General features: G+C 67.4%; 17 protein-coding genes and 2 pseudogenes. 8 read left to right on the top strand and 11 right to left on the bottom strand.

What is annotated here, in order from left to right; genetic code table 11:
• Positions 1-79 precede the first annotated feature (79 nt).
• Both eno and ON38_RS04335 read right to left on the bottom strand, forming a co-directional pair.
• Positions 80-1,363, bottom strand: a complete 1,284-nt coding sequence (eno, locus tag ON38_RS04340) for a phosphopyruvate hydratase (protein ID WP_039822538.1) — start codon at positions 1,361-1,363, stop codon at positions 80-82.
• A gap of 130 nt (positions 1,364-1,493) precedes the next feature.
• The gene (locus ON38_RS04335; RefSeq protein WP_245563909.1) at positions 1,494-2,228 is read right to left on the bottom strand and encodes a lytic transglycosylase domain-containing protein; all 735 of its coding nucleotides are present in this window, start codon (positions 2,226-2,228) and stop codon (positions 1,494-1,496) included.
• Positions 2,229-2,465: 237 nt separating this feature from the next.
• Here ON38_RS04335 and ON38_RS04330 point away from each other — a divergent pair, with 237 nt between their 5' ends.
• The 4 genes from ON38_RS04330 (at position 2,466) to ON38_RS04315 (ending at position 7,740) form a co-directional block, all read left to right on the top strand.
• Positions 2,466-3,653 (top strand): DUF7373 family lipoprotein, encoded by a 1,188-nt coding sequence (locus tag ON38_RS04330; RefSeq protein WP_051164361.1) that lies wholly within the window; start codon positions 2,466-2,468, stop codon positions 3,651-3,653.
• 203 nt (positions 3,654-3,856) lie between these two features.
• Positions 3,857-4,891 (top strand): DUF7373 family lipoprotein, encoded by a 1,035-nt coding sequence (locus tag ON38_RS04325; protein WP_157181656.1) that lies wholly within the window; start codon positions 3,857-3,859, stop codon positions 4,889-4,891.
• A 109-nt stretch (positions 4,892-5,000) separates the two neighbouring features.
• A complete protein-coding gene (locus tag ON38_RS04320) occupies positions 5,001-6,569 on the top strand; it encodes a serine/threonine-protein kinase (protein WP_039822540.1) in 1,569 nt (522 codons plus the stop codon).
• 58 nt (positions 6,570-6,627) lie between these two features.
• Positions 6,628-7,740 carry a DUF7373 family lipoprotein gene (locus ON38_RS04315; protein WP_157181655.1) on the top strand — a complete coding sequence of 371 codons (1,113 nt, stop codon included), beginning with the start codon at positions 6,628-6,630 and terminating at the stop codon, positions 7,738-7,740.
• A gap of 99 nt (positions 7,741-7,839) precedes the next feature.
• On the opposite strand, the gene ON38_RS04310 is transcribed toward ON38_RS04315, so the two are convergent.
• The 4 genes from ON38_RS04310 to ON38_RS04295 all read right to left on the bottom strand — a co-directional run bounded on the left by ON38_RS04310 (position 7,840) and on the right by ON38_RS04295 (position 14,098).
• Entirely contained in the window at positions 7,840-8,130 is a 291-nt protein-coding gene (locus ON38_RS04310) for a WXG100 family type VII secretion target (protein ID WP_039822530.1), read from the bottom strand.
• 36 nt (positions 8,131-8,166) lie between these two features.
• A complete protein-coding gene (locus ON38_RS04305) occupies positions 8,167-8,505 on the bottom strand; it encodes a WXG100 family type VII secretion target (RefSeq protein ID WP_030522598.1) in 339 nt (112 codons plus the stop codon).
• A 131-nt stretch (positions 8,506-8,636) separates the two neighbouring features.
• Positions 8,637-10,085 (bottom strand): type VII secretion-associated protein, encoded by a 1,449-nt coding sequence (locus ON38_RS04300; RefSeq protein WP_157181654.1) that lies wholly within the window; start codon positions 10,083-10,085, stop codon positions 8,637-8,639.
• Positions 10,067-14,098 carry a type VII secretion protein EccC gene (locus ON38_RS04295; RefSeq protein WP_039822527.1) on the bottom strand — a complete coding sequence of 1,344 codons (4,032 nt, stop codon included), beginning with the start codon at positions 14,096-14,098 and terminating at the stop codon, positions 10,067-10,069. Before ON38_RS04295 ends, ON38_RS04300 begins: the two co-directional genes overlap by 19 nt.
• 172 nt (positions 14,099-14,270) lie before the next feature.
• Here ON38_RS04295 and eccD point away from each other — a divergent pair, with 172 nt between their 5' ends.
• Together eccD and mycP are read left to right on the top strand one after the other, a co-directional pair.
• Positions 14,271-15,737 carry a type VII secretion integral membrane protein EccD gene (gene eccD / locus ON38_RS04290; protein WP_039822526.1) on the top strand — a complete coding sequence of 489 codons (1,467 nt, stop codon included), beginning with the start codon at positions 14,271-14,273 and terminating at the stop codon, positions 15,735-15,737.
• Positions 15,698-17,142, top strand: a pseudogene (mycP, locus tag ON38_RS04285) (type VII secretion-associated serine protease mycosin). Before eccD ends, mycP begins: the two are co-directional and overlap by 40 nt.
• Before the next feature lie 161 nt (positions 17,143-17,303).
• Here the strand turns inward: mycP and eccB are convergent.
• Complete coding sequence (gene eccB, locus ON38_RS04280; protein ID WP_051164360.1) at positions 17,304-18,776, bottom strand: type VII secretion protein EccB; 1,473 nt, start codon at positions 18,774-18,776, stop codon at positions 17,304-17,306.
• A 110-nt stretch (positions 18,777-18,886) separates the two neighbouring features.
• On the opposite strand from eccB, the gene eccE reads away from it, so the two are divergent.
• On the top strand, positions 18,887-20,566 hold the full coding sequence (eccE, locus tag ON38_RS04275) for a type VII secretion protein EccE (protein WP_039822524.1): 1,680 nt from the start codon (positions 18,887-18,889) through the stop codon (positions 20,564-20,566).
• Positions 20,567-20,629: 63 nt separating this feature from the next.
• On the opposite strand, the gene ON38_RS04270 is transcribed toward eccE, so the two are convergent.
• Positions 20,630-21,190 (bottom strand): NADPH-dependent FMN reductase, encoded by a 561-nt coding sequence (locus tag ON38_RS04270; protein ID WP_039822521.1) that lies wholly within the window; start codon positions 21,188-21,190, stop codon positions 20,630-20,632.
• 43 nt (positions 21,191-21,233) lie between these two features.
• Positions 21,234-22,043, bottom strand: coding sequence for an S-methyl-5'-thioadenosine phosphorylase (locus ON38_RS04265; RefSeq protein WP_039822520.1), 810 nt, complete (start codon positions 22,041-22,043; stop codon positions 21,234-21,236).
• 127 nt (positions 22,044-22,170) lie between these two features.
• Here ON38_RS04265 and ON38_RS04260 point away from each other — a divergent pair, with 127 nt between their 5' ends.
• The gene (locus ON38_RS04260) at positions 22,171-22,524 is read left to right on the top strand and encodes a metal-sensitive transcriptional regulator (protein WP_039822519.1); all 354 of its coding nucleotides are present in this window, start codon (positions 22,171-22,173) and stop codon (positions 22,522-22,524) included.
• 45 nt (positions 22,525-22,569) lie between these two features.
• On the opposite strand, the gene ON38_RS04255 is transcribed toward ON38_RS04260, so the two are convergent.
• Both ON38_RS04255 and truA read right to left on the bottom strand, forming a co-directional pair.
• Entirely contained in the window at positions 22,570-23,394 is an 825-nt protein-coding gene (locus ON38_RS04255) for an LLM class F420-dependent oxidoreductase (RefSeq protein WP_039822518.1), read from the bottom strand.
• Between the two features lie 115 nt (positions 23,395-23,509).
• Positions 23,510-24,306 (bottom strand): annotated as a pseudogene (gene truA / locus ON38_RS04250) (tRNA pseudouridine(38-40) synthase TruA).
• Between the last annotated feature and the right edge of the window lie 66 nt (positions 24,307-24,372).

Here is a 24,372-nt window from a genome sequence, read left to right as displayed (position 1 = left end):
CGCGACGGCGCGCGCGACGTGCGGCGGTCGCCCCGTCCCGCGGGACTGGTACCGCGCGCACGCCGCTCCGACATCTACCTCAGTCCTCGAAGGTGAAGCGCGGGAACGCCACGTCACCGGCGTAGCGAGCCGAATCGCCGAGCGCGTCCTCGATCCGCAGCAGCTGGTTGTATTTGGCCACCCGCTCGCTGCGCGCCGGGGCGCCGGTCTTGATCTGGCCGCTGCCCACGGCGACGGCGAGATCGGCGATGGTGGTGTCCTCGGTTTCACCCGACCGGTGCGACATCATGGTCTTGTACCCGTTGCGGTGCGCCAGTTCGACGGCGTCCAGGGTTTCGGTGAGCGTGCCGATCTGGTTCACCTTCACCAGCAGCGCGTTGGCCGCGCCCTTGGCGATACCGTCCTCGAGACGCTCGGGGTTGGTGACGAACAGGTCGTCGCCGACCAGCTGCACCTTGTCGCCGATCTCGTCGGTGAGCGCGACCCAGCCGTCCCAGTCGTCCTCCGACAGCGGGTCCTCGATCGAGACCAGCGGGTAGGCGGCCCGCAGTTCGGTGTAGAACTTGGCCATCTCCGCGGCCGAGCGCGCGGAACCCTCGAACTGGTAGGCCCCGTCCTTGTAGAACTCGGTCGCCGCGACGTCCAGCGCCAGCGCCACATCCCGGCCCAGCTTCAGCCCGGTCTTGCCGATCGCGACGCTGATCAGGTCCAGCGCCTCCTTGGTGCCGGCGACATCGGGCGCGAAACCACCCTCGTCACCGAGGCCGGTGGCCAGGCCCTTCTCCTTCAGCACCGCCTTGAGCGCGTGATAGACCTCCGCGCCCCAGCGCAGCGATTCCTTGAACGTCGGCGCGCCGATCGGCGCCACCATGAACTCCTGCACATCCACCCCGGTATCGGCGTGCGCGCCGCCGTTGAGGATGTTCATCATCGGCACCGGCAGCACATGGGCGTTCGGTCCACCGAGATAACGGAACAGTTCCAGACCCGAGGACTCCGCGGCCGCCCGCGCCACCGCCAGGGAGACACCCAGCAGCGCGTTGGCGCCCAGACGCGATTTGTCCGGGGTCCCGTCGAGGTCGAGCAGCGCCTGGTCGACGGTGCGCTGTTCGACGGCGTCCAGGCCGATCACGGCCGGAGCGATCTCGTCGAGCACCCCCTCGACGGCTTTCTGCACGCCTTTGCCGTTGTAGCGATCCCCGCCGTCGCGGAGTTCCACGGCCTCGTGCTCGCCGGTGGAGGCACCGGAGGGCACCGCGGCGCGGGTCAGGGTGCCGTCGTCGAGGGCGATCTCGACCTCGACAGTGGGGTTACCGCGCGAATCCAGGATCTCGCGAGCTCCGACCTGTTCGATGATGGCCACGAAAACAACACTCCTTCGGCTGGTGGCACGGTAGTTATCGGGACGAGCCGTGCGATTGCGAGCCTAATAGGCCCGGTTGCGGCCAGTCCATCCGCCGCCCCGCAGCACCCGACGCAGTTCCGGCGCCACCTCAGACGCGCCGACCGACGCTGTAGGCCGCGGCCCGATCGCGGACCACCTTCATATAGCTCTCCGACCTGTTGTAGGTGAACAGCGCCCGGCTCCACCCCTCGGCAGTGCCCAGGGCCCCGCCGCTCACGCACAGATACCGCGCCGCGGTGAGCGCCGCGTCATCGATACTGTGCGGATCGGCGACCCCGTCCCCGTTGGCGTCCACACCCCATCTGCGCCAGGTCTCCGGGATGAACTGCATGGGCCCGACCGCCCGATCGAACACCCGGTCCCCGTCGAGCGACCCCTCGTCGGTATCCCGGATCTCCGCCACCCCCGGCGCCCCGTCCAGCGGGATCCCGATAATCGAGGGCTCCACCAGACCGTCGTCGCGCACCTCCGCCCCGCGATGCCGGCCGTGATCGCTTTCCACACTCCCGATCCCCGCCAGCGTCGTCCAGCCGATCCCGCAATCCGGCCGCGCCCGCCCCATCACCGCCGCCGCGTACCCGTACGCCTCGAGCGCGGCCACCGGCATATCCAGCGCACCGGCGTACTCGGCCGCCCACGCGTTCAATTGCGCGGCGGTCCGGCCGGGAGCGTCGATATCGATCACGGGAACGGGGACCCCGGGCCCGGGCGGGATCCCCTCGGGGATGGGCACCAACTCGTCGCCGGTCCCACACCCGGTCAGCACCAGGGCGGCCAGCGACGCGACGATGAGGCCGAACCTGCGGAGATGCACAAACTCCATCATCCAGACGGACGGGTCCCGGGGGCCCTGTGAGAATGGCCGAACGGCACAGATCACAATCTCGGTAGCAGCGATCGCCCGGATACCCCGGCACCGGACGATCCCGCCCCTGCCCTCTTCGCCGCTGCTGCTCGGCCCGATCGCTCACACATAACCCGTTGAGTCGCCACACCGTGCAGTACGATTCCGCAGGATCGCGATTCGTTAGGGGGCGCAATGCACCGACCGGGAGGGGCTGTGCTGCGCGGAATCTGCGCCACGCTGACGGCCGGGCTGCTGCTGACGACACTCGCGAACTGCAGTTCGGTGGTGGCCGGTGAAGCGGTCCGTGCCGAACCGGATCTGTCGGGACTCGACGTGGGGAACTATCCGACCGGGCCCGTCGCGCTCGGTACGGCGGAAGACGACGAAGCCGCCCGCTACCGGGAAGGTCAGCGGCTGGGGGATTTCGTGGCGCTCCCGTTCGAAATAGATCCGAGCTATGTGAACCGGGTCGCGGGCACGGGCGGGCCTGTGGTACTGGATCGCCGGGATATGCAGTCCCTGGTCATCAACGACACCTTCGACGAAGTCGCCGCGGATCTGATCACGGGCTGGGTCCACACCTGGTCGACCGACGGGGACCCGGATGTCGCACAACAGCTCAGCATCGCCGTTCTGATGTTCCCCGACCCGGGCACCGCCGGCTCCGTCGCGGACGGGCTGGAACACGACGACTTCACCTTCAATACCGACAATCGTCCGGTATCGCTGCCGAAATACGCGCGATCGAAGGCACACTGGCGACCCGGACACGCATCACTGGGAAGCTGGACCGCCCACGACCGCTATGTCGTCTTCGTCAAGTACGACGACCGGTCCGGAAAAGCCGAACTACCGGCAATGGTGCAGCGCACCGAATCGGTACTCGATGTTCAGTTGCCCCTGCTGGGTGAATTCGAGCCCACCCCCGCAGAACAGCTGGACGAGATCGCCCTCGATCCCGATGGCATGCTGGCCCTGGCTCTTCCGAAGAGCCCACAGATCGTAGCGATGTACGGCCCGCCGGACGCATTCCGCGGACGCGGCGCGGTGTACGCCCTGAGCGGCATCACGGACCTGCGGTTCCTCGATTCCGGCCAGGTCACCGGTATCGCGCTGGGCGAATCGGTGGTCATGCGCAGCGAGACAGCGCAGGGAGCTCGAACGCTGTGGGACCACTTCCGTCCCGACACCGACGATGCGACCGGCAGCCGGATGATCGAGGCGCCCGAGGGAATCGAGGGGCAGGTCGCGTGCTTCAACAGGGAGGTGGCCGCACATATGAATCCCTCGGCCTTCTGCGTACTCCAAACGGGAAGATACTTCGCGCAGGTAGAAGGCGGACAGATCCAGGATCTTCACCAGAAGACCTCGGCGCAGTACGCCCTGCTCCTGCATGGATAGGGGCAGAGTTGCGGATATCGAACACTCACAGATCCACCGGACGCAGTGGGCGAATACTGTTGGCGCTCCTCGCGCTTGCCACGGCTGTGGCGAGCACCGCATGCGGGTCCACGATCACCGGCCGGGCCGCTCCCGGTGCCACGCCGGTGGACCTGGCAAAACTCGATGTCGGGTTGTTTCCGACCGAACCTGTGGCATTCGAAATGGATATCACCACGGATGCGGATGTGTACTCGCTCGAGGCGCGACGAATGCTGGGTTTCCTGATCTCACCGCACGATGTGGACCCGGAACTCCGCTACCTGAACGAGACCCAACTGGTCCTTCCCGGCACGACTCCTTCCTTGCTGCCGGCGGAATTCACGCCGATCTCGGAGAAGAACTACCTGGTCGCGGGCGCCGTGACCGCGCGCGGAAACAACAGCCCGCGCACTCCGCAGGAAGGCACCGTCGCACTGTTGAGATTCGGCAACGACGAGTACGCCCGGGTGGCCGCTACCGAGTTCAGCGCGGCCACGGACAGACTCACCCCGGGTCGCGAGAAGCTCCCGATACCGGGACACGACGAGGCCCACGCCGGCCGCGTGCCGACCCGCGATCGCGCGCAAGTATTCGCCGCCTCGGGACCCTACGTCGTGGCCGGTTCGATCTCCGCCCCGGCCGATCGCGCGGACCGGCTCGCCGATCAATTGAAAACCCTCCTCGACCTGCAGTTCGCGGCAATGAAGGAGCTGACGCCAACGCCTCCGGACGATATCCTCGACCTTCCCGTCGACCCGGAGGGCATCATGAGCACCGCGCTGGCGCCGGAATACTCGGGTAGCGCGGCATACAACGAACTGGCCGGCGCGTACTCCCCCGCGGCCCATATCCACTTCGAGAACGATGCCGCTCAGGTATCGGACTACGCCGGATATGGGGTGGACCTGGTCGCGCGCAACGACGCCACGGTCTATCGCACGGCGTCTGCCGAACAGGCCTTCGCGTTGCAGTCGACGCTCTCCCGGCCGGCCCCATACGACGAGGAGATCCCGGGGCCACCGGGCCTCAGCGACGCCCGGTGCGTCCAACGGGCCTCGTCCGCGGTCATGTCCGACCGGTTCTTTTGCGTCACCGTATACGAGCGTTATGTGGCCGTGGTCGATTCCTACGGACTCGGCGATCTACCGGCACCGGAGCTGTACCAGGCCACGGCCGCGCAGTACGCCGTACTCGCCAACAGCAGGATGCCCGGATGACCCGGCGCTGCGCCACTGCCCAGAGGATGCCGGGCGGGACGCAGTCCGGCCCGGTGCCGAAACGACGACAGCACGCCCGGTGGGCGGTCGTATGGACGAGGAGGAACCAATGGTGTTGCCGCCCGGTGCCGTTGTCGGCGGCTATCGACTGACTCGGCTGCTCGGCAGCGGCGGGATGGGTGCGGTCTATCTGGGAGAGCACCCCAGCCTGCCGCGCCAGGACGCGATCAAGATCCTCGACGAAGATCTGTCGGGTGATCCCGAGTTCCGGGCACGGTTCGAGCGTGAGGGTGATCTGGCCGCAGGTCTGGATCACCCCAATATCGTCCCGGTCTACAACCGCGGCGAAGAGGGCGGCCGACTCTGGATCGCGATGAAGTTCGTCCCGGGAACCGATGCGTCCGAGGAAGCCCAGAAGGGCCCGTCGGTCATGACCCCGGCTCGCGCGCTGCACATCATCTCGGGAGTCGGCAGGGGGCTCGACTACGCGCATCGCAGGCGCCTGTTGCATCGCGACGTCAAACCCGCGAACTTCCTGCTCTCCAACGCACCCGACGATGACGAGGAAAGAGTACTGCTCACCGATTTCGGTGTCGCCAAGTCGGTCGAGGACAGCCGGAATCTGACAGCCACCGGGAAATTCATGGCGACAGTGGCCTATGCGTCACCGGAACAGCTACTCGGCCACCACCTCGATCACCGCTCCGATATCTACAGCCTCGGTTGCTCGTTCTATCGGTTGCTGGCCGGCCAGAATCCCTATCCTTCCACTGTTCCGGCAGTAGTCATGATGGGGCATCTGAACGAACCACCACCTCGGATATCGGCGGTCCGGCCGGATCTACCGCAGCCCCTCGACCACGTTTTCGCCCGCGTGCTGGCGAAGAACCCCGGCGACCGGTACGGCACCTGCCGCGAACTGGTCGCCGACGCGGAGGCGGCCTTTGCCGGTGGCGGTCGTTTCGTCGCTCCCGTAGCCGGATTCGGAGCGACCAAACCGGTGGCCCCCGCACCGCAGGCAGTTCACACCGGATACCCGGCCACCGGTGGTCTGCACCTGTCGCCTGGACAGGAGACCATCGTCACGGAGCCCCGGAGCGGCTACGCAACCGAATTCTCCGACTCGAGACCGGGGGGCGGCCGGTTGCGCCGAATCCTGGTTTCGGCTTCCGTCGTGGTCGTAGTACTCCTGGCTGTGGCGGTCGGGTCATATTTCATCTCCGACGCGGGGCCCGGATCGGCCGACGGGCCCGACCTGGCGCAGGTTCGCTCCGACCATCCGCAGTTCTCCGGAAAGACGGTCGCCGCATTCAACTACGGGAACTCCCTGTTCTCGATCGCACTGGATGGGTCGCCCCAAGCGAATTTCCTCCGCGACATAGGCTTTCGCTACAGCGACGCCTACCGCCCATATCGAAACGAAGAATCACCGCGCAAATTGTCACCGACAGGTTTCACCTTGCCCGAAGGACTGGATGTCATCGTGGTCACGCGGTCCGATACCGGCGCCGGAAACGGTGGGCTGGGGGGTTTGCCTGTCGCGTTCTTGAACGCTACTGCGAAAATCGTCGTTGTCGACGATATATCCACTGTTCAGGCGTTCCAGGTGTGGACCGAACAGTCACCGGGCACTTTGACCGACGAAATGGTGCCCGCCATAACCGAGGTCGTGGGTTGATGATGAGGGGGGACCGATGAGGACGTCACCGAGGCGCCTGAGGTATGTCTTGGGCGTCGTGGCCACAGTTCTGGCGGCCAGTTGCGGTACCGACACGACCGGCGAGGGTCCCGTTGTGGACATCGACGCCTTGCAGACCGGCAATTATCGCACGACACCACGGTCGCCGGAGGAAGTGCGAACGGCGGCGAATATCGATATCCAGGAAGCATTGCGGCTGGGCGAACATGTACCACTGATCATGGAGACCAACCCGAAGCTGGTCTTCACCCGCGTCGCACATCAGCAACGGATCTTTACCCGCACCGACCCGCCCCGGATCGTCGACAACTTCTCCGCCGCGGCACCGGGGTTCATCGCCGGCTGGGAGACGATAGGGCAGCGACGCGAAGACGAGCTCCACGGACGTTCCGTCGACCTCACCGTTATGCGGTTCTCGACACCGGAGTCGGCGGCGCAGGCGGCCCGGGCACTGGCCGACGGGCTGTGGCACAGCCGGTACCCGCCCGTAGGGACAATTCCGATTCCCGGGTACACCGACGCGTTCGGGCAGGCCCGCGCTCACGGCGCGGTTTCGGCCGCCGTCGCTCGGAACGAATTCGTATTGTGGGCCTATATCGGTGGCGGCGTGGACATTCCCCCGGATCAGAACGCGCTCGCGGATCTCGCCGCCGAAGTTTTCGATGCGCAGTTCGAGCGGCTCCGGAAATACGAACCGACACCGGAGATGAAACTCGCCGATCTACCGGTCGATCGGGACGGGTTACTGAGCTATGCACTGCCCGACCCGGACGGCGCCGCCGAAGCGGTGATGAGCGCGCATGCAGCGCTCCATCTGCTTCAGCGGCCCGACCTCACCGAGCGCGCATTCGACGATGCCCGGGTCGACCTGGTCGTACACGGTGAACCGGAAATCTATCGAGCAGGCGACGAGCGAGCGGCCGACCGTTTACACGCGTATTTCGTCGGCCAACTGGGGCCGGAGTACCGGACCGTCGACAGTCCCCCCGGAGTTCCGAAGGCCCACTGTGCAGAAGACCCGGACTCGACCGGATCGTTGGTATGTCTTTTCACCGTGGGCCGTTACTCGGTGATCATGAACGGCACGCAGATACAGGACCTTCACCAGAAGGTGTCGGCGCAGTACGTGCTACTCGAACAAGCGCCCTGAGGTGGAAAGACTGTGCCCCGAGCAATTTTCGCTCGGGGCACAACCGGAAAATGATGGAACGAGAAAGTCCGGAAACCACGGAACCTCTCGTACCGCTGTTCACATCCAGCGGGCGGCGTTCGTCTTATCGGTGGTGGACATATCGATCGCACCGTCCCGCACGATATCGGAAAGTCGCTGCATGATGTCCAGCAGAGCGATATGCGCATCGTCCCAGCGCTTCTGCTTTGCACTGTAGGCGACCTGGGCTTCACCGCCCCACTGGGCGACCAGACCGTTGACGTAACCCTGCAGTTCGTCGTGAGTTTCCTGAAGCCGGCCCCGCGAGGTGTTCAGGTCCCCCGACAGCGTAATCAGCTGGGCTTCGGAATAAGAAATCGCATCTGACATTGTGTCTCCTTGTGGCTATGAGTCGGAAGGCCGGACCTAGATATTCAGGCTGGAGCCCGAACCCAGATCTCCGGACGCGCCCGCGGCATTGATGGCGTCCTGGTTCGCCTGCTCGGTCGCCGTGTAGCCCTTACCGTTCTCACGAATCAGACCGGCGATCTCCACCAGGACATCGTTCAGCTTCTTCGACTGAAGGTCGTAGTCGTCCATGACCTTCCGGAAGGTGCCGGCAGCGGAGCCCTTCCAGTTCCCCTGTGTGCCCGCAACCAGATTGCGGACATTTCCGAGCTCGCTGACCAACGCACCGTTCACGGTCTCGACATGCTTGGCCGCTGTCTCCATCGCCGCAAAATCGGTAGTGACTTCGCCCGCCATGGGTCCTCCTTTTCAAGAGTTCGGATCCGGACCCCTGCGTCCGCAAACGGTCCGAACTTGCCTTCATGATGATTGGACGCGATCCCCGCCCAATCGGTTCCATAGGATTTCGGAAAACGTCCCGACCGGAGTCACGGAGCGACATCCAGCGAGTTCGCGAGGTCTTCACAGATAGGTGTGATCGAGTCCTGCCCCCCTGTCTGGTACTGGCACCCGATACTGATCTGGATGCTGTGCTCGACGATAACATGCCAGTCAACGGTGGATCCGTCCTCTGGATGCTCGGAATATGCCAGGCCGGGGCGGCCGGCGAAGACCACATCGCGGCGGATCGGGGACACCGAACCCGCTGGGCGACGGGCGATCTGCGCTTCCAGGTCGGCAGCGATCCGTTCGTATCCGACATCGGCTGTCACGCGCTGCTGGGTCACCGTGATGCGGGCGCGCAGACCGGCCTCGGGCACCAGTACGAGACGCTGATCGGAGCCGGCCGACGGGTCCTGGTCCCGCCATCCGGCCGGGATCGTGAGGCGGAGAGCGCCGAAGGTCACGGGGACCGGATCGGGTGCGGTGTCCCCGTCGGCCGGAGCCGCGGTGGTGGACGATGCGGCGGCCACGGCATCGGGGCCACCGCCGGATATCCGGGCGATACCGATACCGGCGGCCACCAGGACGGCGACGACGAGTACGGCCGAGGCCGCGAGATAGAGCGGGGTCCGGGAGCGTGGTGGCCGGGTGGCGGCGGCCCGTTCCCGCAGGGGCTGCAGCCATTCGGTCTCGGCGGCGGCCGGGGGCAGGGCGGGACGGTGCTCGCCGGGGTCGGTACGGGGTACCCGCACCAGATCCGTACCCGCCACCACCGCCAACTCGGCGCTACCGCAGCGATCGGCGACCACCGAACCGATCCGCTCCAGGAAGCCCGCGTCGGTACGGCCGACCACGAGCACCGAACTCACCTGGCAGCCGTGCAGCAGCCGTTCGAGGAGTTCGTCGAAACCGGCGAGTCCCTGGTCGGCCGCCGCGATCTCGCCGGCGGCCAATACCGGTTCGTGTTCGCAGTATTCGAGGCGCGGACCGCGCTCGGTGGGCACCACGGTGGACGCGGTGGTCGACAGCGGTCCGAATTCGAGGACCACGGTGCGCACATCGCGCAGCCGGCGCCCGGCGGCGACCGCCCGCACGGCGATCGTCTCCAGCGTCACGTGACCACTGTGGCGGAAGGCCGCGGATTCCAGGACGGCCAGCCGGTGTGGGTCCCAGTCGGTGGGGTGCACCACGGTGAGGCGCTCGCACGGGGTCGGTATGCGCAACTGGGTGAGGGTGTGGCCGAACACCGCGCTCAATGCTTCCGCGGGCGTCGGCATTCCCGGGTCGTAGGCGATGCGGTCGGCGGTGACCAGCTGTACCGGCGACACCGCGATGGAGGGTGGGGCCAGCGGTTCCCCCACCACCAGACCGCGGCCGTCACCGGCGGGCACGACCGAAGGGATGAGATCGGTATGGGTGTTCGCGCTCCACGCCCACAGTCGGGTCTCGGTCAGCGCGATCTCGGCCACCGGCATTACTGCGTCGGCATCCACGAGGTCTGGATGAGGTCGTTGCCCGAACGTCCGACCAGGGTGCCGCGGCCCGGCGGCATGGCACTGGGCCGGACATTTCCGAGCAGGCCGCCCTCTTCCCGGCTGCCGCTCATGATCAGACCGGGGGTGGCCAGGTCACGCAGGCGGGAGATCACCGGCTCGTACATGGCCCGGCCCGCACCGCCGGAGCGACGCGCGATGATCAGATGCAGGCCGATGTCCTTGGCGTGCGCGAGGTAGTCGACGATCTGCGCGAGCGGGTTGCCACTGGATCCGCTGGAGACCAGGTCGTAGTCGTCGACGATCACGAACAGGTCCGGTCCGGTCCACCAGGAGCGGTCGCGCAGTTCCTGCGGGGTGACGTTCGGGCCGGGCATCCGGGTCCGCAACAGAGCGGCCAGATCCCGCATGTTCGTGGTGAGGCCCTCGGCGCCGGTCGCGTAGGCGGCCAGCCGTTCCTGGTCGAAGTAACCGAGCATGGTGCGCCGGAAATCGACCAGGATGAGCGCCGCCTTGTCGCGCGCATTGGATTCGACGATGCCGCTGACGATATTGCGCAACAGGGTCGACTTCCCGCATTCGGTATCGCCGAAGATCAGGAAGTGCGGGTTGTCGTCGAAATTGAGGAACACCGGCGCGAGCTCGGATTCGTTGATACCGATCGGGATCGCGACATTGCGCCGGTCCGCCGGGCCCTGCCAGGGTCCGATGGCCCGCACGAACTGTTCCCGATCGAGTTGTTCGGGCAGCATCCGGACCTGCGGCGCGGGGCGGCCGGGAGTCGCCTGCTGTAGCCGCGCGACCGCGTCGGCGACGCCACGACCGAGGTCCTCGGCCTCGGAGGATCCGTCCACTCGGGGCAGCGCGGTGAGCATGTGCAGGCTTTCGGGAGTCATACCGCGACCCGGGCGCCCCTGCGGAACCAGCGCCGCGACCTTGCGGCCGAACTCGGAATCGGCCGGATCGCCGAGGCGCAGTTCCAGCCGAGTACCGATCTGGTCCTTGAGCTGGGGCCGGGCCTCCATCCACCGCGAGAGGGCGATCACGACGTGCACGCCGTAGGACAGGCCCTGGACGGCGAGGTTCATGATCGCCTGCTCCAGCGGCTCGAAATCCTGGCGGATCGAGCCGAAGCCGTCGATCACCAGGAAGACATCACCGAAGGGGTCCTCATGGGCGCCGGTGGCGGCCTGGCTACTCGCCGGATCGCCGGCGCGCAGGCGGCGGAACTCCGACATCGACTCGATACCGAGCTGGCGGAACCGCAGTTCGCGAGTGCGCACGATGGTGGTCATCTCGGCGACGGTGCGGCGGACCTTGTCGTGGTCCAACCGGCCGGCCACCGAACCGACGTGCGGCAGTCCCTCCAGACTGGCGAGGGTACCGCCGCCGAAGTCCAGGCAGTAGAACTGCACCTGTTCGGCGGTGTGGGTCAGCGACATCGCCATGATCAGCGTGCGCAGCATCGTCGATTTACCCGACTGCGGGCCACCGACCACGGCCACATTGCCGCGGGCGCCGGACAGGTCTACGACCAGGGGGTCGCGGCGTTGGTCGTAGGGGCGGTCGACGATACCGATCGGCGCGCGCAGACCGGCCTGCGCGTTGTACTCGCCGGTGAGGATCGAACGCGGAATGAGCTCGTCCAGCGACGGCGCGGCGTCCAGCGGCGGCAACCAGATCTCGTGGGCGGGACGGCCGTGACCGCGGATCCGGGCCACCAACATGCCGATATTGGAGATCTGTTCGCCGTCCTCGACCAGCGGCTCCGGATCGTCGAGCGGTTCGGGGGCCAGCGGTACCCGGTCCACCGCGCGGAATTCGACGTGTTTGGCCAGGAACGGCCGGGCGGTGATATCGATTTCCCCGGCCCGGGTCGCCACCGCGATATCGCGCTGCGGCCCGCCACCCACATAGGGCCCGGATACGTAGGACGCCTGGAAACGCTGGATCTCGCCCGAATCCGATTTCAGGTAGCCGCCGCCGGGATTGTTCGGGAGGTTGTAGGCATCCGGGACACCGAGCACCTGGCGGGATTCGTTGGCCGAGAAGGTTTTCAGGCCGATGCGGTAGGACAGATGCGATTCCAGGCCCTTGAGTTTGCCCTCTTCCAGCCGCTGCGAAGCGAGCAGCAGGTGGACGTGCAGTGAGCGGCCCAGACGGCCGATCATCACGAACAGTTCCGCGAAATCGGGGTGCTGGGTGAGTAGTTCGGAGAACTCGTCGAGCACGACGAACAGGGCGGGAAGCGGATCGAGGTCCGCGCCGGCTGCCCGCGCCTTCTCGTATTCGGAGACATTCGCGAAGTTACCGGCCTGACGCAACACTTCCTGGCGGCGGTTCATCTCGCCGGCCAGGGCGTCACGCATCCGATCGACCAGGTCGGCTTCCTCTTCCAGGTTGGTGATGACGGCCGCGACATGCGGGACGCCGTCGAGACCGAGGAAGGTCGCGCCACCTTTGAAGTCGACGAGAACCAGGTTCAGCTGATCGGGCGAATGGGTCGCGAGCAGACTGAGCACCAGGGTGCGCAGGAATTCGGATTTACCGGAACCGGTGGCGCCGATGCACAGACCGTGCGGGCCCATACCGGATTCGGCGGCTTCCTTGATGTCCAGAACGACGGGGAGTCCGTCGGCGCCGACACCGAACGGCACCCGCAACCGCTCCCGGCCGTAGCGCGGCCGCCACGCGCTCTCCGGATTGAAGGATCCGATATCGCCCAGGCCCATCAACTGCGCCCAGGTGTTGATGGTCTCCCCCTCGGTGACCTCGACATCGCTGCTGCGCTGGGTGGCCGCCCGGTACGGGGCGAGGCGGCGGGCCACCTGCTGGGCCTGTTCCCGGCTGATCCGATCGATGACCGCGAAACGCTCCTGGTTCCCGGTGGCGCCGCGACCGAGACATTCGCCGTTGCGGATGGTCAGGCCGATACCGCGCGAGACCGCCAGGCGCGGCGCGTATCCGCACAGGTCGATGACGGTGACGCCCTCGTACCCGGATTCGCGCAGCTGATCCTCCTCGGCTTCGAGCAGGCCGCCGTCCACCACGATCACCACGTGCACCATGGCGGAATTGGTGGGCTGGTTACGGGAGTAGCGGACCCGGTTGCCGAGGATGGGGGCGAGGCCCGTCATCATCTCCCGGATCGAGCCGAAGAACATGCGCTGGGTGCCGACACCGTCCTGGGCATCCGGGTGCTGGGTGTGCGGCAGCCATTTCGTCCATTCCCATTCCGCGCTGGTGTCGGGGCCGCAGACGATCGCGGTGAGCACCTGGTCCGGGCCGTGGAACATGGTCAGTTGGACCAGCATCGCGCGCACCATGTCCCGGGCCTGGGCCCGGTCGCCGTCGAGGGCGATGGTGGCGAAACCCTTCACCGCGATGGCGGTGGGCAGATCGGGCACGGTGGAATGCGCGCGGACGAAGCGGCGCAGCGACACCGCGGCGATCGGTTCGAGTTCCTCCACCGGTCCGGTTTCCGGCGCGACCAGGCGGGTGGCCAGCCGCTGCCCGCCGATGCCGATGCGGACATGGCAGAAATCCTTGTCGCTGGGCCGGCGTTCCCACATCCGGGAGGTGCCCGCGAGCATCCAGACCAGCCCCGGCTCCGGATGACTCCATTCCACCGCGGCGCGCTGCTCGGCCGCGGTGACCCCGACATCCTTGCGGACCTGGTCGAGGTAGCGCAGATAGTCCTTGCGGTCCTCGTTGGCTTCGGCGGCCTTGGCGCCCTTACCGTTGCCCTGGCCGGCGAACATCCCGACCATCGAGACCATCATCATCATCGGGAACATCAGCGACATCGGGTTCGACGCGATACCACCGCCCTGGGTGAACATCAGCGCCATCATCCCGACCATGCCGATGATCATCACGACCGGCATGAGCTTGCCCAGCAGATTTCCCGGTGTCACCCGGGGGATCTCGGGGGGCGGCTGCAGGGTGACCTCGCCCCCCGGTGTCCGCGGAACCTCCCGGCGCGCACGCCGCTGAAAACGGACAGTGGTCATCGAACGAGATCCCCCTTGTGGCCATGCGATGTTCGGGCTCAGTGTAGAGGCAAGCACGAACATGTCGTACAGTTCGACCTGCATTCTGCTGGCCGGACCGGGGGCACGCAACCCGCGATCTCCTGGGAGAATGCGGAAAACGAGCAGGGTAGCGAACCAACTTGGGGGAAGCGTGACGCATGCGCGACTGGACCATATGGAGGAAGATTCCTCGCGGGGAATAGTCCGCGCACCGGATCTCACCAGGGTCACCATTCTGGCCAAACACACCCAGGTCGATATGGCCATTCCGGTCGATGTTCCGGTCGCCCTGGTGATCCCGAGTGTGGTCGATATGATCGCCGCGCACAGCCGCACCAACGACTTCGACAATCAGGGCGAACGCTACGAACCCGCGGACTGGGTCCTGGCCAGGATCGGCCAGCCGCCGCTGTCGAATTCGCTCAGCCTCGGTGAACAGGGTGTGCGTGACGGCGAACTCCTGATGCTGGAGAACTCGGCCCATACCGCCCCGACCCCGCTCTTCGACGACATCATGTACAACGTCGCCGTCGCCGACGCCGAGCATTTCCGCGGCTGGAATCCGAATACCGCGCGGATCACCGGATCGGTGCTGGCGGTGCTCACCATGCTGGCGGGTTGCACCGCGCTGCTGGCGTCGCCGGAGGCGATGCCCGGCTGGATCACCGGATCGATCGCGCTGGGTGTGTCGGTGCTGCTGGTGGTCGCGGCGATGATCCTGAGCCGGGTGTACGGCGATCCCCGGACCTCGCTGGTACTGGGCGGATGCGCCCTGCCGCTGGCGTTCACCGGCGGCATGCTGATCGTCCCGGACCATTACGACTGGTCACATATGCTGCTCGGTTCCACACTGCTGGGTGCCACGGCCATTCTGGCCTGGCGGGTCACCGGCGTGGGACTGGGACTGTTCATCGGCGCGGGCACGGTGGCGCTGTTCGCCGTTCCGTCCGCGCTGGTCGGCCTGCTCACCGAGCAGCCCATGAAAGCCGTGGGCGCCGTGGTGGCGGCCCTGGGCCTGGCCGCGCTGTCGCTGGCCCCGCGGATCTCCATGATGCTGGCGAAGCTGCCGCTGCCGCCGGTGCCCTCCCCGGGCACCCCGATCGATCCGACCGAAGACGATCCCGACGACCACCGGGCGCTGCCCACGCTCGACGCCCTGCACGCGAAATCGGCGCGGGCGCGGACCTATCTGAGCGGACTGGTTTCGGCGACCACACTGGTCACCGTGGTCGGCGCCCTGGTGGCGACCGATCCGACCGGTGACGGGTTCTTCTGGCAGGGCATCGCGCTCGCGCTGGTGTGCGCGGCGGTGCTGATGTTCCGGAGCCGTACCTACGCCGGCGCCGAACAGGCCGTGATCCTGATCGCGGGCGGTGCCGCCATCCTGCTGGCCATGCTGGTGGGGATGGCGTTCGTCACCGATCTGCCGCTGGCCGCCTTCGGTGCCGCCCTGGTCATGCTGATCGCCGCGCTGGTCCTCGGCATCATCGTGCCGAACCAGACGGCGACCCCGCCCATGCGACGGGCCGCGGAACTGATCGAATACGGCTTCGTGGCCGCGGTGCTGCCGCTGGTGTTCTGGGTGACCGACCTCTACTCCCTCGTTCGCGGGCTGTGAACCGGGGGATCCGCACCGCGGCGGTCGCCGCGGTGCTCGGGGTGAGCGCGACGCTCGGACTCGGATCTCCGGCGGCGTACGCAGACCGGCCGGCACCCATCGATCCCGGACAGCTACCGGCCGGTGATCCGGCGAAACCCACGCAGGCCACCGAGCGCAAGGCGAATACCGCCTGCAACAGCACCGTCTCGGGGGGCGGCGGCCCGACCGTGCCACCCGCGCAGGCGGCCCTGGACCTACGGCGGGCGTGGCAGTTCTCCGAAGGCGCCGGGCAGGTCGTGGCGGTGATCGATACCGGCGTCGCACGTCATCCCCGGCTGCCCGGGCTGCGCGCCGGCGGTGACTTCGTGGCCAACAGCGGTGACGGAACGGAGGATTGCGACGCGCACGGGACCATCGTGGCCGGCATAATCGGCGCGAGCCGAGTCCCCGACGAGGGCTTTTCCGGGGTGGCACCGGCCGCGACCATTCTGACCATCCGCCAGACGAGCGATAAATACGTCAAAGCGGGTAGCAATGCCACCAAAACGCCCGAAGACCTCTCCAAAGAGGGCTACGGCAATGTCGCCACCATGGCGCAGGCCATCCGCCGGGCCGCCGATATGGGCGCCACGGTCATCAATATCTCCGAGGTCGCGTGCAGTGCCGGGCCGATCTCCGATGCCTCGCTCGGCGCCGCGCTCGACTACGCCGTCCACCAGAAGAACGTGGTCGTGGTGGCCTCGGCCGGTAACACCGACAACGACAGTTGCAAGGGCAACACCGGTATCCAGGACCCGCTGGACCCGGCGGCCGACCCGTGGAGCAACGTGACCGTCAATGTGACGCCCGCGCGCTACGACGATCTGGTGCTCTCGGTCGGCTCGATCGACGCGAACGGCGCCCCCTCGGAGTTCACCGTCCCCGGCCCCTGGCTCAGTGTCGCCGCGCCGGGCGAGAACATCGTCTCTCTCGATGTGCACAGCGCGGGGTCATCAACGGGACGGTCAATGCCCAGGGCGGCCAGCAGACCATCAACGGCACCAGTTTCGCGGCCCCCTATGTTTCGGGTGTGGTCGCGCTGGTGCGCTCCCGCTTCCCGGAATTGTCCGCCGTCGAGGTGATGAAGCGGATCCAGGCGACCGCGCACGCCCCGGCCGAGGGCTGGAACCCGTATGTGGGCTACGGCGCGATCGACCCGATCGCGGCGTTGACCAACGAGGTGCCCGACGCGCTACGGCCCAAGCAACCGAATCCGGCGGTGAGCAAGCAGCTCGCGATTCCCGCGCCCCCCACGCCGCCGGACCACACCGCCCGCAATGTGGCACTCATCGGCAGCGGAATCATCGGCGGCGGACTGATTCTCGGCTATCTCGCCTCGTTCCCGGCCCGCCGCCGCTTCGGCGTCGGGGAAGACGACGCCTGATCGAGCAGGCGGTACGGGAAGTGGTTCGGTGCCGCCGCTCCAGTGCGACAGGGCGGCGGGCATGTTCCCGGGCATCGACCGTCACGTGATGAACCCGCGCCGACTGGTCGCTACCGGTGGTACCGCTGAGTGATTCGGGTGACGGTATCACCGGCGGGTGATCACTTTCCCGTGGCGACCGGCTGTGCGGCCGGTGCTGGATCCGGCGCGACTCCGTCGTGCGCGACCAGCGCCTCTTCACGGCCCAGGCTCGGTCCGGAGGCCAGCAGTCCGACGATCGGCCAGGGCGCGGGTTCGGCCTTCTCCGGCATACCCAATGCCTTCGCGGCGTCGGTGTTCTTGATGCCGTAGCGCACCCCGGTATCGGCGATATAGAAGATGCTGTCCTTGCGGCTGCTGTCCGGTTCGATCCCGGTGGTCTGCACATAGGCGCCGGTGCCCGGGGCCAGATAAGCGGAGTCGACGTTCTGGCCGGACCCGTCGGCCTGGGCGAGCGGCACCAGTTTCGCGCTGTCCGGCATCGGCAGGCTGACCCCGGTGACGACCTGCAGTTCGGCCCGGGTGCCGGTGTTCTCCCCGGCTTCCGGAATCGGTTTCCACGACAGGCAGCTCACCGGCTGGTCCTTGGCCTCGAGCACGGTCGGAGCGGTTCGTGGGTAGTCGCCCACCCGCAGGGCCGCCGACACGGGAGCATCGGTGCGTTCGCGCTGGTCGATGGTGTCGTCACCCGGCGTCTGCGGATTGGAGTTACGGATGATCTCTCCGGTCAGGGCCGAGATGGGCTGTAGCCCGTCGGCGAGCACCACGTGGTATTCGGTTCCGGAGGTGCCGACCTGCACGACATCACCGATACGGTGACCGCTGACCTCGAACCCGGTGGGGGCGCTCCCGGCGTCGGCGATCTCGGGCCGGACAATGGGCTGCACTTCCGGTATCGCGTTGATCAGTCCCTCGCTCACCGGCCGCGGGGTGGCACCGGTGATCTTCAGTGCGTCGGTGACCGCGCGGTCGGTCATATCGATGCGCGCGCGTTTCTTGTCGTACACCAGATAGGTGTGGTTCTCCCCCTGCACCAGCAGCGCCTCGTCCGCGCCCATCGCTTCGGCTTTCGCGCCGAGTTCGAGATCACCGGCCAGTACCGAGGTCGTCCGGTCCTGGCTGCCGTCGATTTTCATCTCGTCGCAGATCGTCCACTGCCGTCCCGCGCCGGCGGAGTCGAAGTGGATCGAGCCCGGGGCACCGGGAATGCCGATCAGCGGGCCCCGGGCCTTTTTACCGATCTCGGCTTCCTTCACGATCGACGCGTCCGGCGCTTCACCCGCGGCCAATCGGGCCGACGCCAGATTCAGCGCGGGGTGCACCACATCGTTGATCACCACATAGACGGCACCGGATTCCTTGCCGATGAGGATCTTGTTCTGGTCGATCTTGTCCTGGGGCCGGAGCAGCGCCAGCACACCACAACCGGCGAGGACCACCACGGCCAGGACCAGGCCCACGACATAGGCCCGCACCTGAGAACGCATGGGGTCGTGCAGCATTCGCACGTCCCGCCGCACCAGCGCATGTTCCATCCGACGGACCAGGAAGTTGTAACCGCTGATCTGCCACCTGGTTGTGGGCTTTGAAGGCATCGTCTTCCCCCGAACTGTGCTCGTGCTCGCCGAACACAGTACAGTTCGCGAGGACGTAGTTCAGCTCGGCCGCCGATAATCGGCCGACACCGGGTATCTGGGGGACTCTGATGGCCGTTGCAGCCGCAGTGGGGCGCAGGCGCAGCCTGCTTTTCGGGCGTATCTCCATGCGCAATCTGCTGATCGCCCAGGTATTCGCGCTCGTCGCGGGCACGGTCACCCTGGTCACCGGAGTGAGCCCGTGGATCGCGCTGGGGGTCGCGCTCGTCGTCGGATGCGTCCCGCTGATCCCGGTCGGACGCCGGGTGCTGCTGGATTGGGTGGCTACCTGGTGGAACTACCGGGCCCACCGCGAATATCGGATCGGGGACAGCAGCGATTTCCGCGGCCCCGACGACCGTTCGCTCGGCCTGTACTGGGACGAGAGCCGGGTGGTCGCGGTCGTCGAAGTGCTGCCTCCGCGTGGCGGACTCACCCGTATCGATCGGACCGCGGTGCACGCCTCCCATCTGCTGCCGATGGCGGAACTCGCGACCTGCCTCGCCCAGCACGACATTCTGCTCAGCGGTATCGACATCATCAGTCACGGCCATCGCAGCCGTTCCGGTACACCGGCCGGCGCCATCTACGAATCCCTGCTCGGACCATTGCCGGCCACCGCGTATCGCACGGTCTGGCTGGCGATCGGATTCGATATGGTCGATTGCCCCGGGGCGGCGAACCGGCGCGGCGGCGGCGACGAAGGCGCCGCGCGTGCGGTCACCATCGCGACCCAGCGCATCGTGCGGACGCTGGAGGACGCGGGATGCGGGTCGCGCGTACTGACCGCCTCGGAGATCCGGGCGGCCGTCCGCCAGGTACTGCACGGAGCCGACGCGCGCGAGCTGACCCACCGCTGGCGGTACGCCGAGCTCGGCAACAGCGTCAACATCGGCTCCGCGATCGATCCGAAACAGCTGGGGTCGGAGATTCTTTCGCAGTTGTGGGTGGCCGAGTCCCGCGGCACCACGGTCGCGGTCCGGCTGCGTCCCGGCAGTACCGCCGATACCGTGCACGTCGGCGCGGCCTGGCGGTCCACTCTGCGGGAACTCCCCGAGAAGACCACGTCCAAGGGCATGATCTCGATGAACGGCCGGCACCGCGACGGGCTGCTCGCGCATCTGCCGATCGGTATCCCCGATGTGGAGGACGCCGTACCCACCGCCGAGTACCCGATCGATGTGCTGGACGCGCTGGCGCTGCCGTCCTCGGGTTGCGGACAGCTGATCGGATCCGACGACGAGGGCAACGGGGTGGCCCTGCGGCTCGTCGGCGCCGGTATCTCGTCGGTGTACGTGGCGGGCGAACTGTATCTCGCGCAGCAGCTGGTGTTCCGCGCGCTGGCCGTCGGCGAGCGGATCCTGGTGCGTACCGACCGTCCGCAGGCCTGGTATCAGCTGATCGAGACGATCGGTAATCCGGAACGCTTGATGCTGGCCGTCGAAATGCATCAGTCGGACGCCATGTTCACCGCGACCGTGGTCGACGGCGTTCTCGCCCCCGCACCGCACGCCGGTATCACCACGATCTACGTCACCGGCGACCCGATGGGCTGGCCGGCCACCAAACCCGACCTGTCGATCCAGCAGCCCGGAGCGATCGGTAACCGGGTCGTCGTCCGCACCGCGACCACCCAGATTCCGCTGAACCTGGTCTCCATCCCCCGGGAACACACCTACATCGGCGAACCGCGGACCCGTCAGCCCGTGCCCCAGGGACCGCCGGCGGCCCACCAACCCCGGCACCGCTGACCAACGCCCGCACCCCGGTACCGGATCCGGCCGGTCGCGCCCGCACTCCGGACGCTCCAGCACTCAGCCCGGGTAGGGGTCGGTGGCCCGCGCACCGCGCAGGGCACCGCCCCACCAGGCGAGTTGGGTCAGCATCCGGTCCGCGGCGTCGATGGCCGCGCCGTCGCCCGTGTCCCCCGCGGCGTCGAACTGTTTGCGGGCCCGGTGGAAGCTCACCGATTCGCGTACCGAGACCATGTGGATCTCGGCCACCACCTGTCGCAGCTGTTCCACCGCGCGCAAGCCACCCGACAGCCCGCCGTAGGATACGAAACCCACAGGCTTGGCCCGCCACTCGTGTTTCGCGCTGTCGAAGGCGGTTTTCACCGAGGCCGGATAGCCGTGGTTGTACTCCGAGGTCACCACGGCGAAAGCGTCCGCGGCCGCGAGTCTTTCGCGGAAGCGCAGGGTCTCCGGGGTTTCGGTGAGATCGAGGGGCAGCGGGATGTCGAGCAGGTCCAGCACACCGATATCGAATTCGGGCCGGGCCCGGGCGGTGCGCAGGAACCAGTCGGCGACCACGGGCGCGAATCGTTCGGGCCGGACGCTGGCGACGATCACCTCTAGTCGCAACGGCGTATCCACCGCACGAGACTATCCCGGGCCCGCGGCGAACCGCGGGATGGTTTCAGGGCAGTTCGAAGGGCAGCGCGACACCGGCGTGTACCCGGCAGTGCTCGCAGGTCTCGGTATCGGCGACCGCGGCGACCGCGCCGCGTACGAGGTCCTTGAAGGGCACGATATTGCGTTCGAATTCGGCGAACACATCGGCCGCGCGCACGCCTTCGCCCTCGGTGATACCCGCGTCCAGGTCGGTGACCAGCGCGATAGCCGCGTAACACATCTCCAGTTCGCGGGCGAGTACCGCTTCCGGGTAACCGGTCATATTGACCAGCTCCCAGCCCTGGGCGGCGAACCAGCGGCTCTCGGCGCGGGTGGAGAAACGCGGTCCCTGGATGACGGCCATGGTGCCGTGCGGGTGGACGTGCACCGCGCTGTCGGCGGATTTCACCGCGGTGGCGCGCAGGTCGGCGCAGTAGGGGTCGGCGAAGGAGACGTGGATGCCGTTGCCGTCGAAATAGGTCTGCGCGCGGCCGGAGGTCCGGTCGACGAGTTGATCGGGGATGACCACGGCGCCCGGGCCCCAGTCCGGCCGCAGGCTGCCGACCGCGCAGGGAGCGTAGATCCGGCGGACGCCGATCGAGCGAAGTGCCCACATGTTGGCCTGGTAGGGCACGGTGTGCGGGGAGTACTCGTGCCGGGTTCCGTGGCGCGGGAGGAAGGCCACCGGACGGCCCTCGACCTCCCCCACGACAATCGGCGCGCTCGGGTCGCCGTAGGGGGTTCTCACCGTGACCGCGTCCGTGGCGCCGTCGAAGAAATCGTAGAATCCACTACCGCCGATGACGGCCAGCGCGGGCCGATCCTGGGAAGTCATGGTCTCGATTGTTCCGCGTCGGCCGCATGGGCGCACAGGCGAGGGCCCGTACCTGACAAGCCCGGACCGGAGATGTACCCTAGGGGGGTATGAACGGTCCTCTCGACCGGCGCAGAGGAGACAATCGGTGACTTCCACATCCACCCCGGCGGGATCCGCCGACGAGACGGGGACCGGCCACACGTCCCACGACCACGCGAACCACGGCTACATCACCGCCAAGGACGACTACCTGAAGCGGCTGCGCCGGATCGAAGGGCAGGCGCGCGGCCTGCAGCGGATGGTGGAGGAGGAGAAGTACTGCATCGACATCCTCACCCAGGTCTCCGCGATGACCAAAGCATTGCAGGCGGTCGCGATGGGGCTGCTGGAGGACCATATCAGCCACTGTGTGGTGGACGCGGCGGTCGCCGGTGGTCCGGATGCCGAGGCCAAGATCAAGGAAGCCACCGACGCGATCGCCCGGCTGGTTCGTTCCTGAACAACACCTCGGGTGGGCCGCCCGCTCGGGCGGCCCACCCGCCGGTCAGGACGCGGTGAGCAGCGGCGCCAAGGCGCGCAGCGTATCCAGATAGTCCTCGCCGAGGGCCTGGAGAGCGAGATGATCGGCGCCCGCCTCGATATGCCGGCGGACCTGCGCCGCGACCTGTTCGGCCGAGCCGTGCACGGCGAGCGCGTCCAGCAGGCGATCGCTGCCCGGCTTGGCGATATCCTCGTCGGTGTAGCCGAGACGCCGCAGGTTGGTGGTGTAGTTACGCAGGCCGAGGTACATCTCCACCACGGTGCGACCGGTGGCGCGGGCACGCTCGGGATCGGTGTCCACGACGAGCTTCTGTTCGGGCACCAGCAGCGCCTCACCGACGATCTCGCGGGCCTGCGCGGTGTGCTCCGGAGTCGTGAGATAGGGCAGCGCGCCCGCGGTGCGGTCGGCCGCCAGCTTCAGCACCTTCGGGCCGAGCGCGGCGAGCATCCGGCCGGAGACCGGGACCCGCGCCGCGTCCAGTTCGTCGAGGTATTCGACCAGCGCCTCGTAGGGGGAACGGTAGGGCTTGTTCGCCTCCGGGTGACCGCAGCCGATACCGAGCACGAACCGTCCCGGAAACCGCTGCTCGATCCGGTGGAAGGATTCGGCGGTCTCGGCGGCCGGAGCGGTCCAGATATTGACGATGCTGGTACCGACCTTCAGAGTCTCGGTGGCCGCCAGCAGATCCTCCACCACCGGCAGATCGGCGCTCGGTGAGCCGCCGAGCCACAGGGCTCCGTAACCGAGTCGCTCGAGTTCCGCCGCCGCTTCCGGGGTGAACAGTTTGTAGTAGCGCCATACGCCGTATCGTCCGAGATCGATCGTCATAACTACCGCAACCTTGTCGTCGAGGGGGCCTATTCCAACCCGACCCTATTCTCGAGATTCGGCGTCGCCCGGCCGACCGGCCGATCCCGGCCCGCCCCGCCCGGAGGCGGGGTAATCAAGCACAGCAGCCTCCAGTGGGAACCGACCGCATCTCCCGGGTCTGCGCGTTGCGTGCGGCCAGGTCGGCCGCTGCCGGATAGTCGACCGCGACGAGGCTCAGCCCGTGGGCCGGCGCCACGGTCACCGAACTCGACCGGCTCCGCTCCGCCAGCAGCCCCGCGACCCAGTCCGGTGTCCGGCGGCCCTCCCCCACCGCGAGCACCGCGCCGACCAGGCTGCGCACCATAGACCAGCAGAAGGCATCGGCGCTGACATGGGCGTTCAGCCGATCCCCCTCCCGCACCCAGTCGTAACGCTGCAGTTCGCGGACGGTCGTCGCGCCCTCCCGGCGGCGACAGAAAGCGGCGAAATCGTGCAGGCCGAGCAGGGTGTGCGAGGCCGCCCGCATGGCTTCGAGATCGACCGGGCGGCAGCCCACCACGCTGCGCGCGGCCAACGGATCGGCACCGTAGGGCGCGGTGGTGAGACGGTAGATGTAGTGGCGGCGAATCGCCGAGAAGCGGGCATCGAATTCGGCGGGTACCGGACGGACGCCGGTTATCCGGACATCCTTGGGCAGGAATTTGGCCATCCGGTGCACGAGCTTGTCCGTGTCCACCTCCGTCGCGGTATCGAAATGAGCGACCTGGCCCTCCGCGTGCACCCCGGCGTCGGTCCGCCCGGCGACCGATAACTGCACCGGTTCGCGCAGCACTTTCCCCAGCGATTCCTCCAGCACACCCTGCACGGTCCGCAGACCGGGCTGGCGCGCCCAGCCCACGGAAGTCGGTGCCGTCATAGGGAAATATCCAAGCGGAACCGCCCGCCTGCCGGCGCCGCCGCCGTCGCTGTCTCCCCGCGCGGCCCACTCGCGGTCCC

The sequence above is a fragment of the Nocardia testacea NBRC 100365 genome (assembly GCF_000308775.1).
Classification (GTDB): Bacteria; Actinomycetota; Actinomycetes; order Mycobacteriales; family Mycobacteriaceae; genus Nocardia; species Nocardia testacea.
The sequence above is the reverse complement of the archived record's forward strand: the minus strand, read 5'-3'. Positions and strand labels throughout refer to the sequence as shown.

Bases quoted from the DNA above. Each gene is read 5' to 3' on its own strand.
- ON38_RS04305 (WP_030522598.1), bottom strand. From the start codon at position 8,505: ATGGCGGGCGAAGTCACTACCGATTTTGCGGCGATGGAGACAGCGGCC.
- ON38_RS04265 (WP_039822520.1), bottom strand. From the start codon at position 22,043: ATGACTTCCCAGGATCGGCCCGCGCTGGCCGTCATCGGCGGTAGTGGA.
- ON38_RS04320 (WP_039822540.1), top strand. From the start codon at position 5,001: ATGGTGTTGCCGCCCGGTGCCGTTGTCGGCGGCTATCGACTGACTCGG.
- eccE (WP_039822524.1), top strand. From the start codon at position 18,887: ATGGCCGTTGCAGCCGCAGTGGGGCGCAGGCGCAGCCTGCTTTTCGGG.
- ON38_RS04295 (WP_039822527.1), bottom strand. From the start codon at position 14,098: ATGACCACTGTCCGTTTTCAGCGGCGTGCGCGCCGGGAGGTTCCGCGG.
- ON38_RS04335 (WP_245563909.1), bottom strand. From the start codon at position 2,228: ATGGAGTTTGTGCATCTCCGCAGGTTCGGCCTCATCGTCGCGTCGCTG.
- ON38_RS04255 (WP_039822518.1), bottom strand. From the start codon at position 23,394: ATGACGATCGATCTCGGACGATACGGCGTATGGCGCTACTACAAACTG.
- ON38_RS04325 (WP_157181656.1), top strand. From the start codon at position 3,857: ATGGATATCACCACGGATGCGGATGTGTACTCGCTCGAGGCGCGACGA.
- ON38_RS04310 (WP_039822530.1), bottom strand. From the start codon at position 8,130: ATGTCAGATGCGATTTCTTATTCCGAAGCCCAGCTGATTACGCTGTCG.
- eccB (WP_051164360.1), bottom strand. From the start codon at position 18,776: ATGCCTTCAAAGCCCACAACCAGGTGGCAGATCAGCGGTTACAACTTC.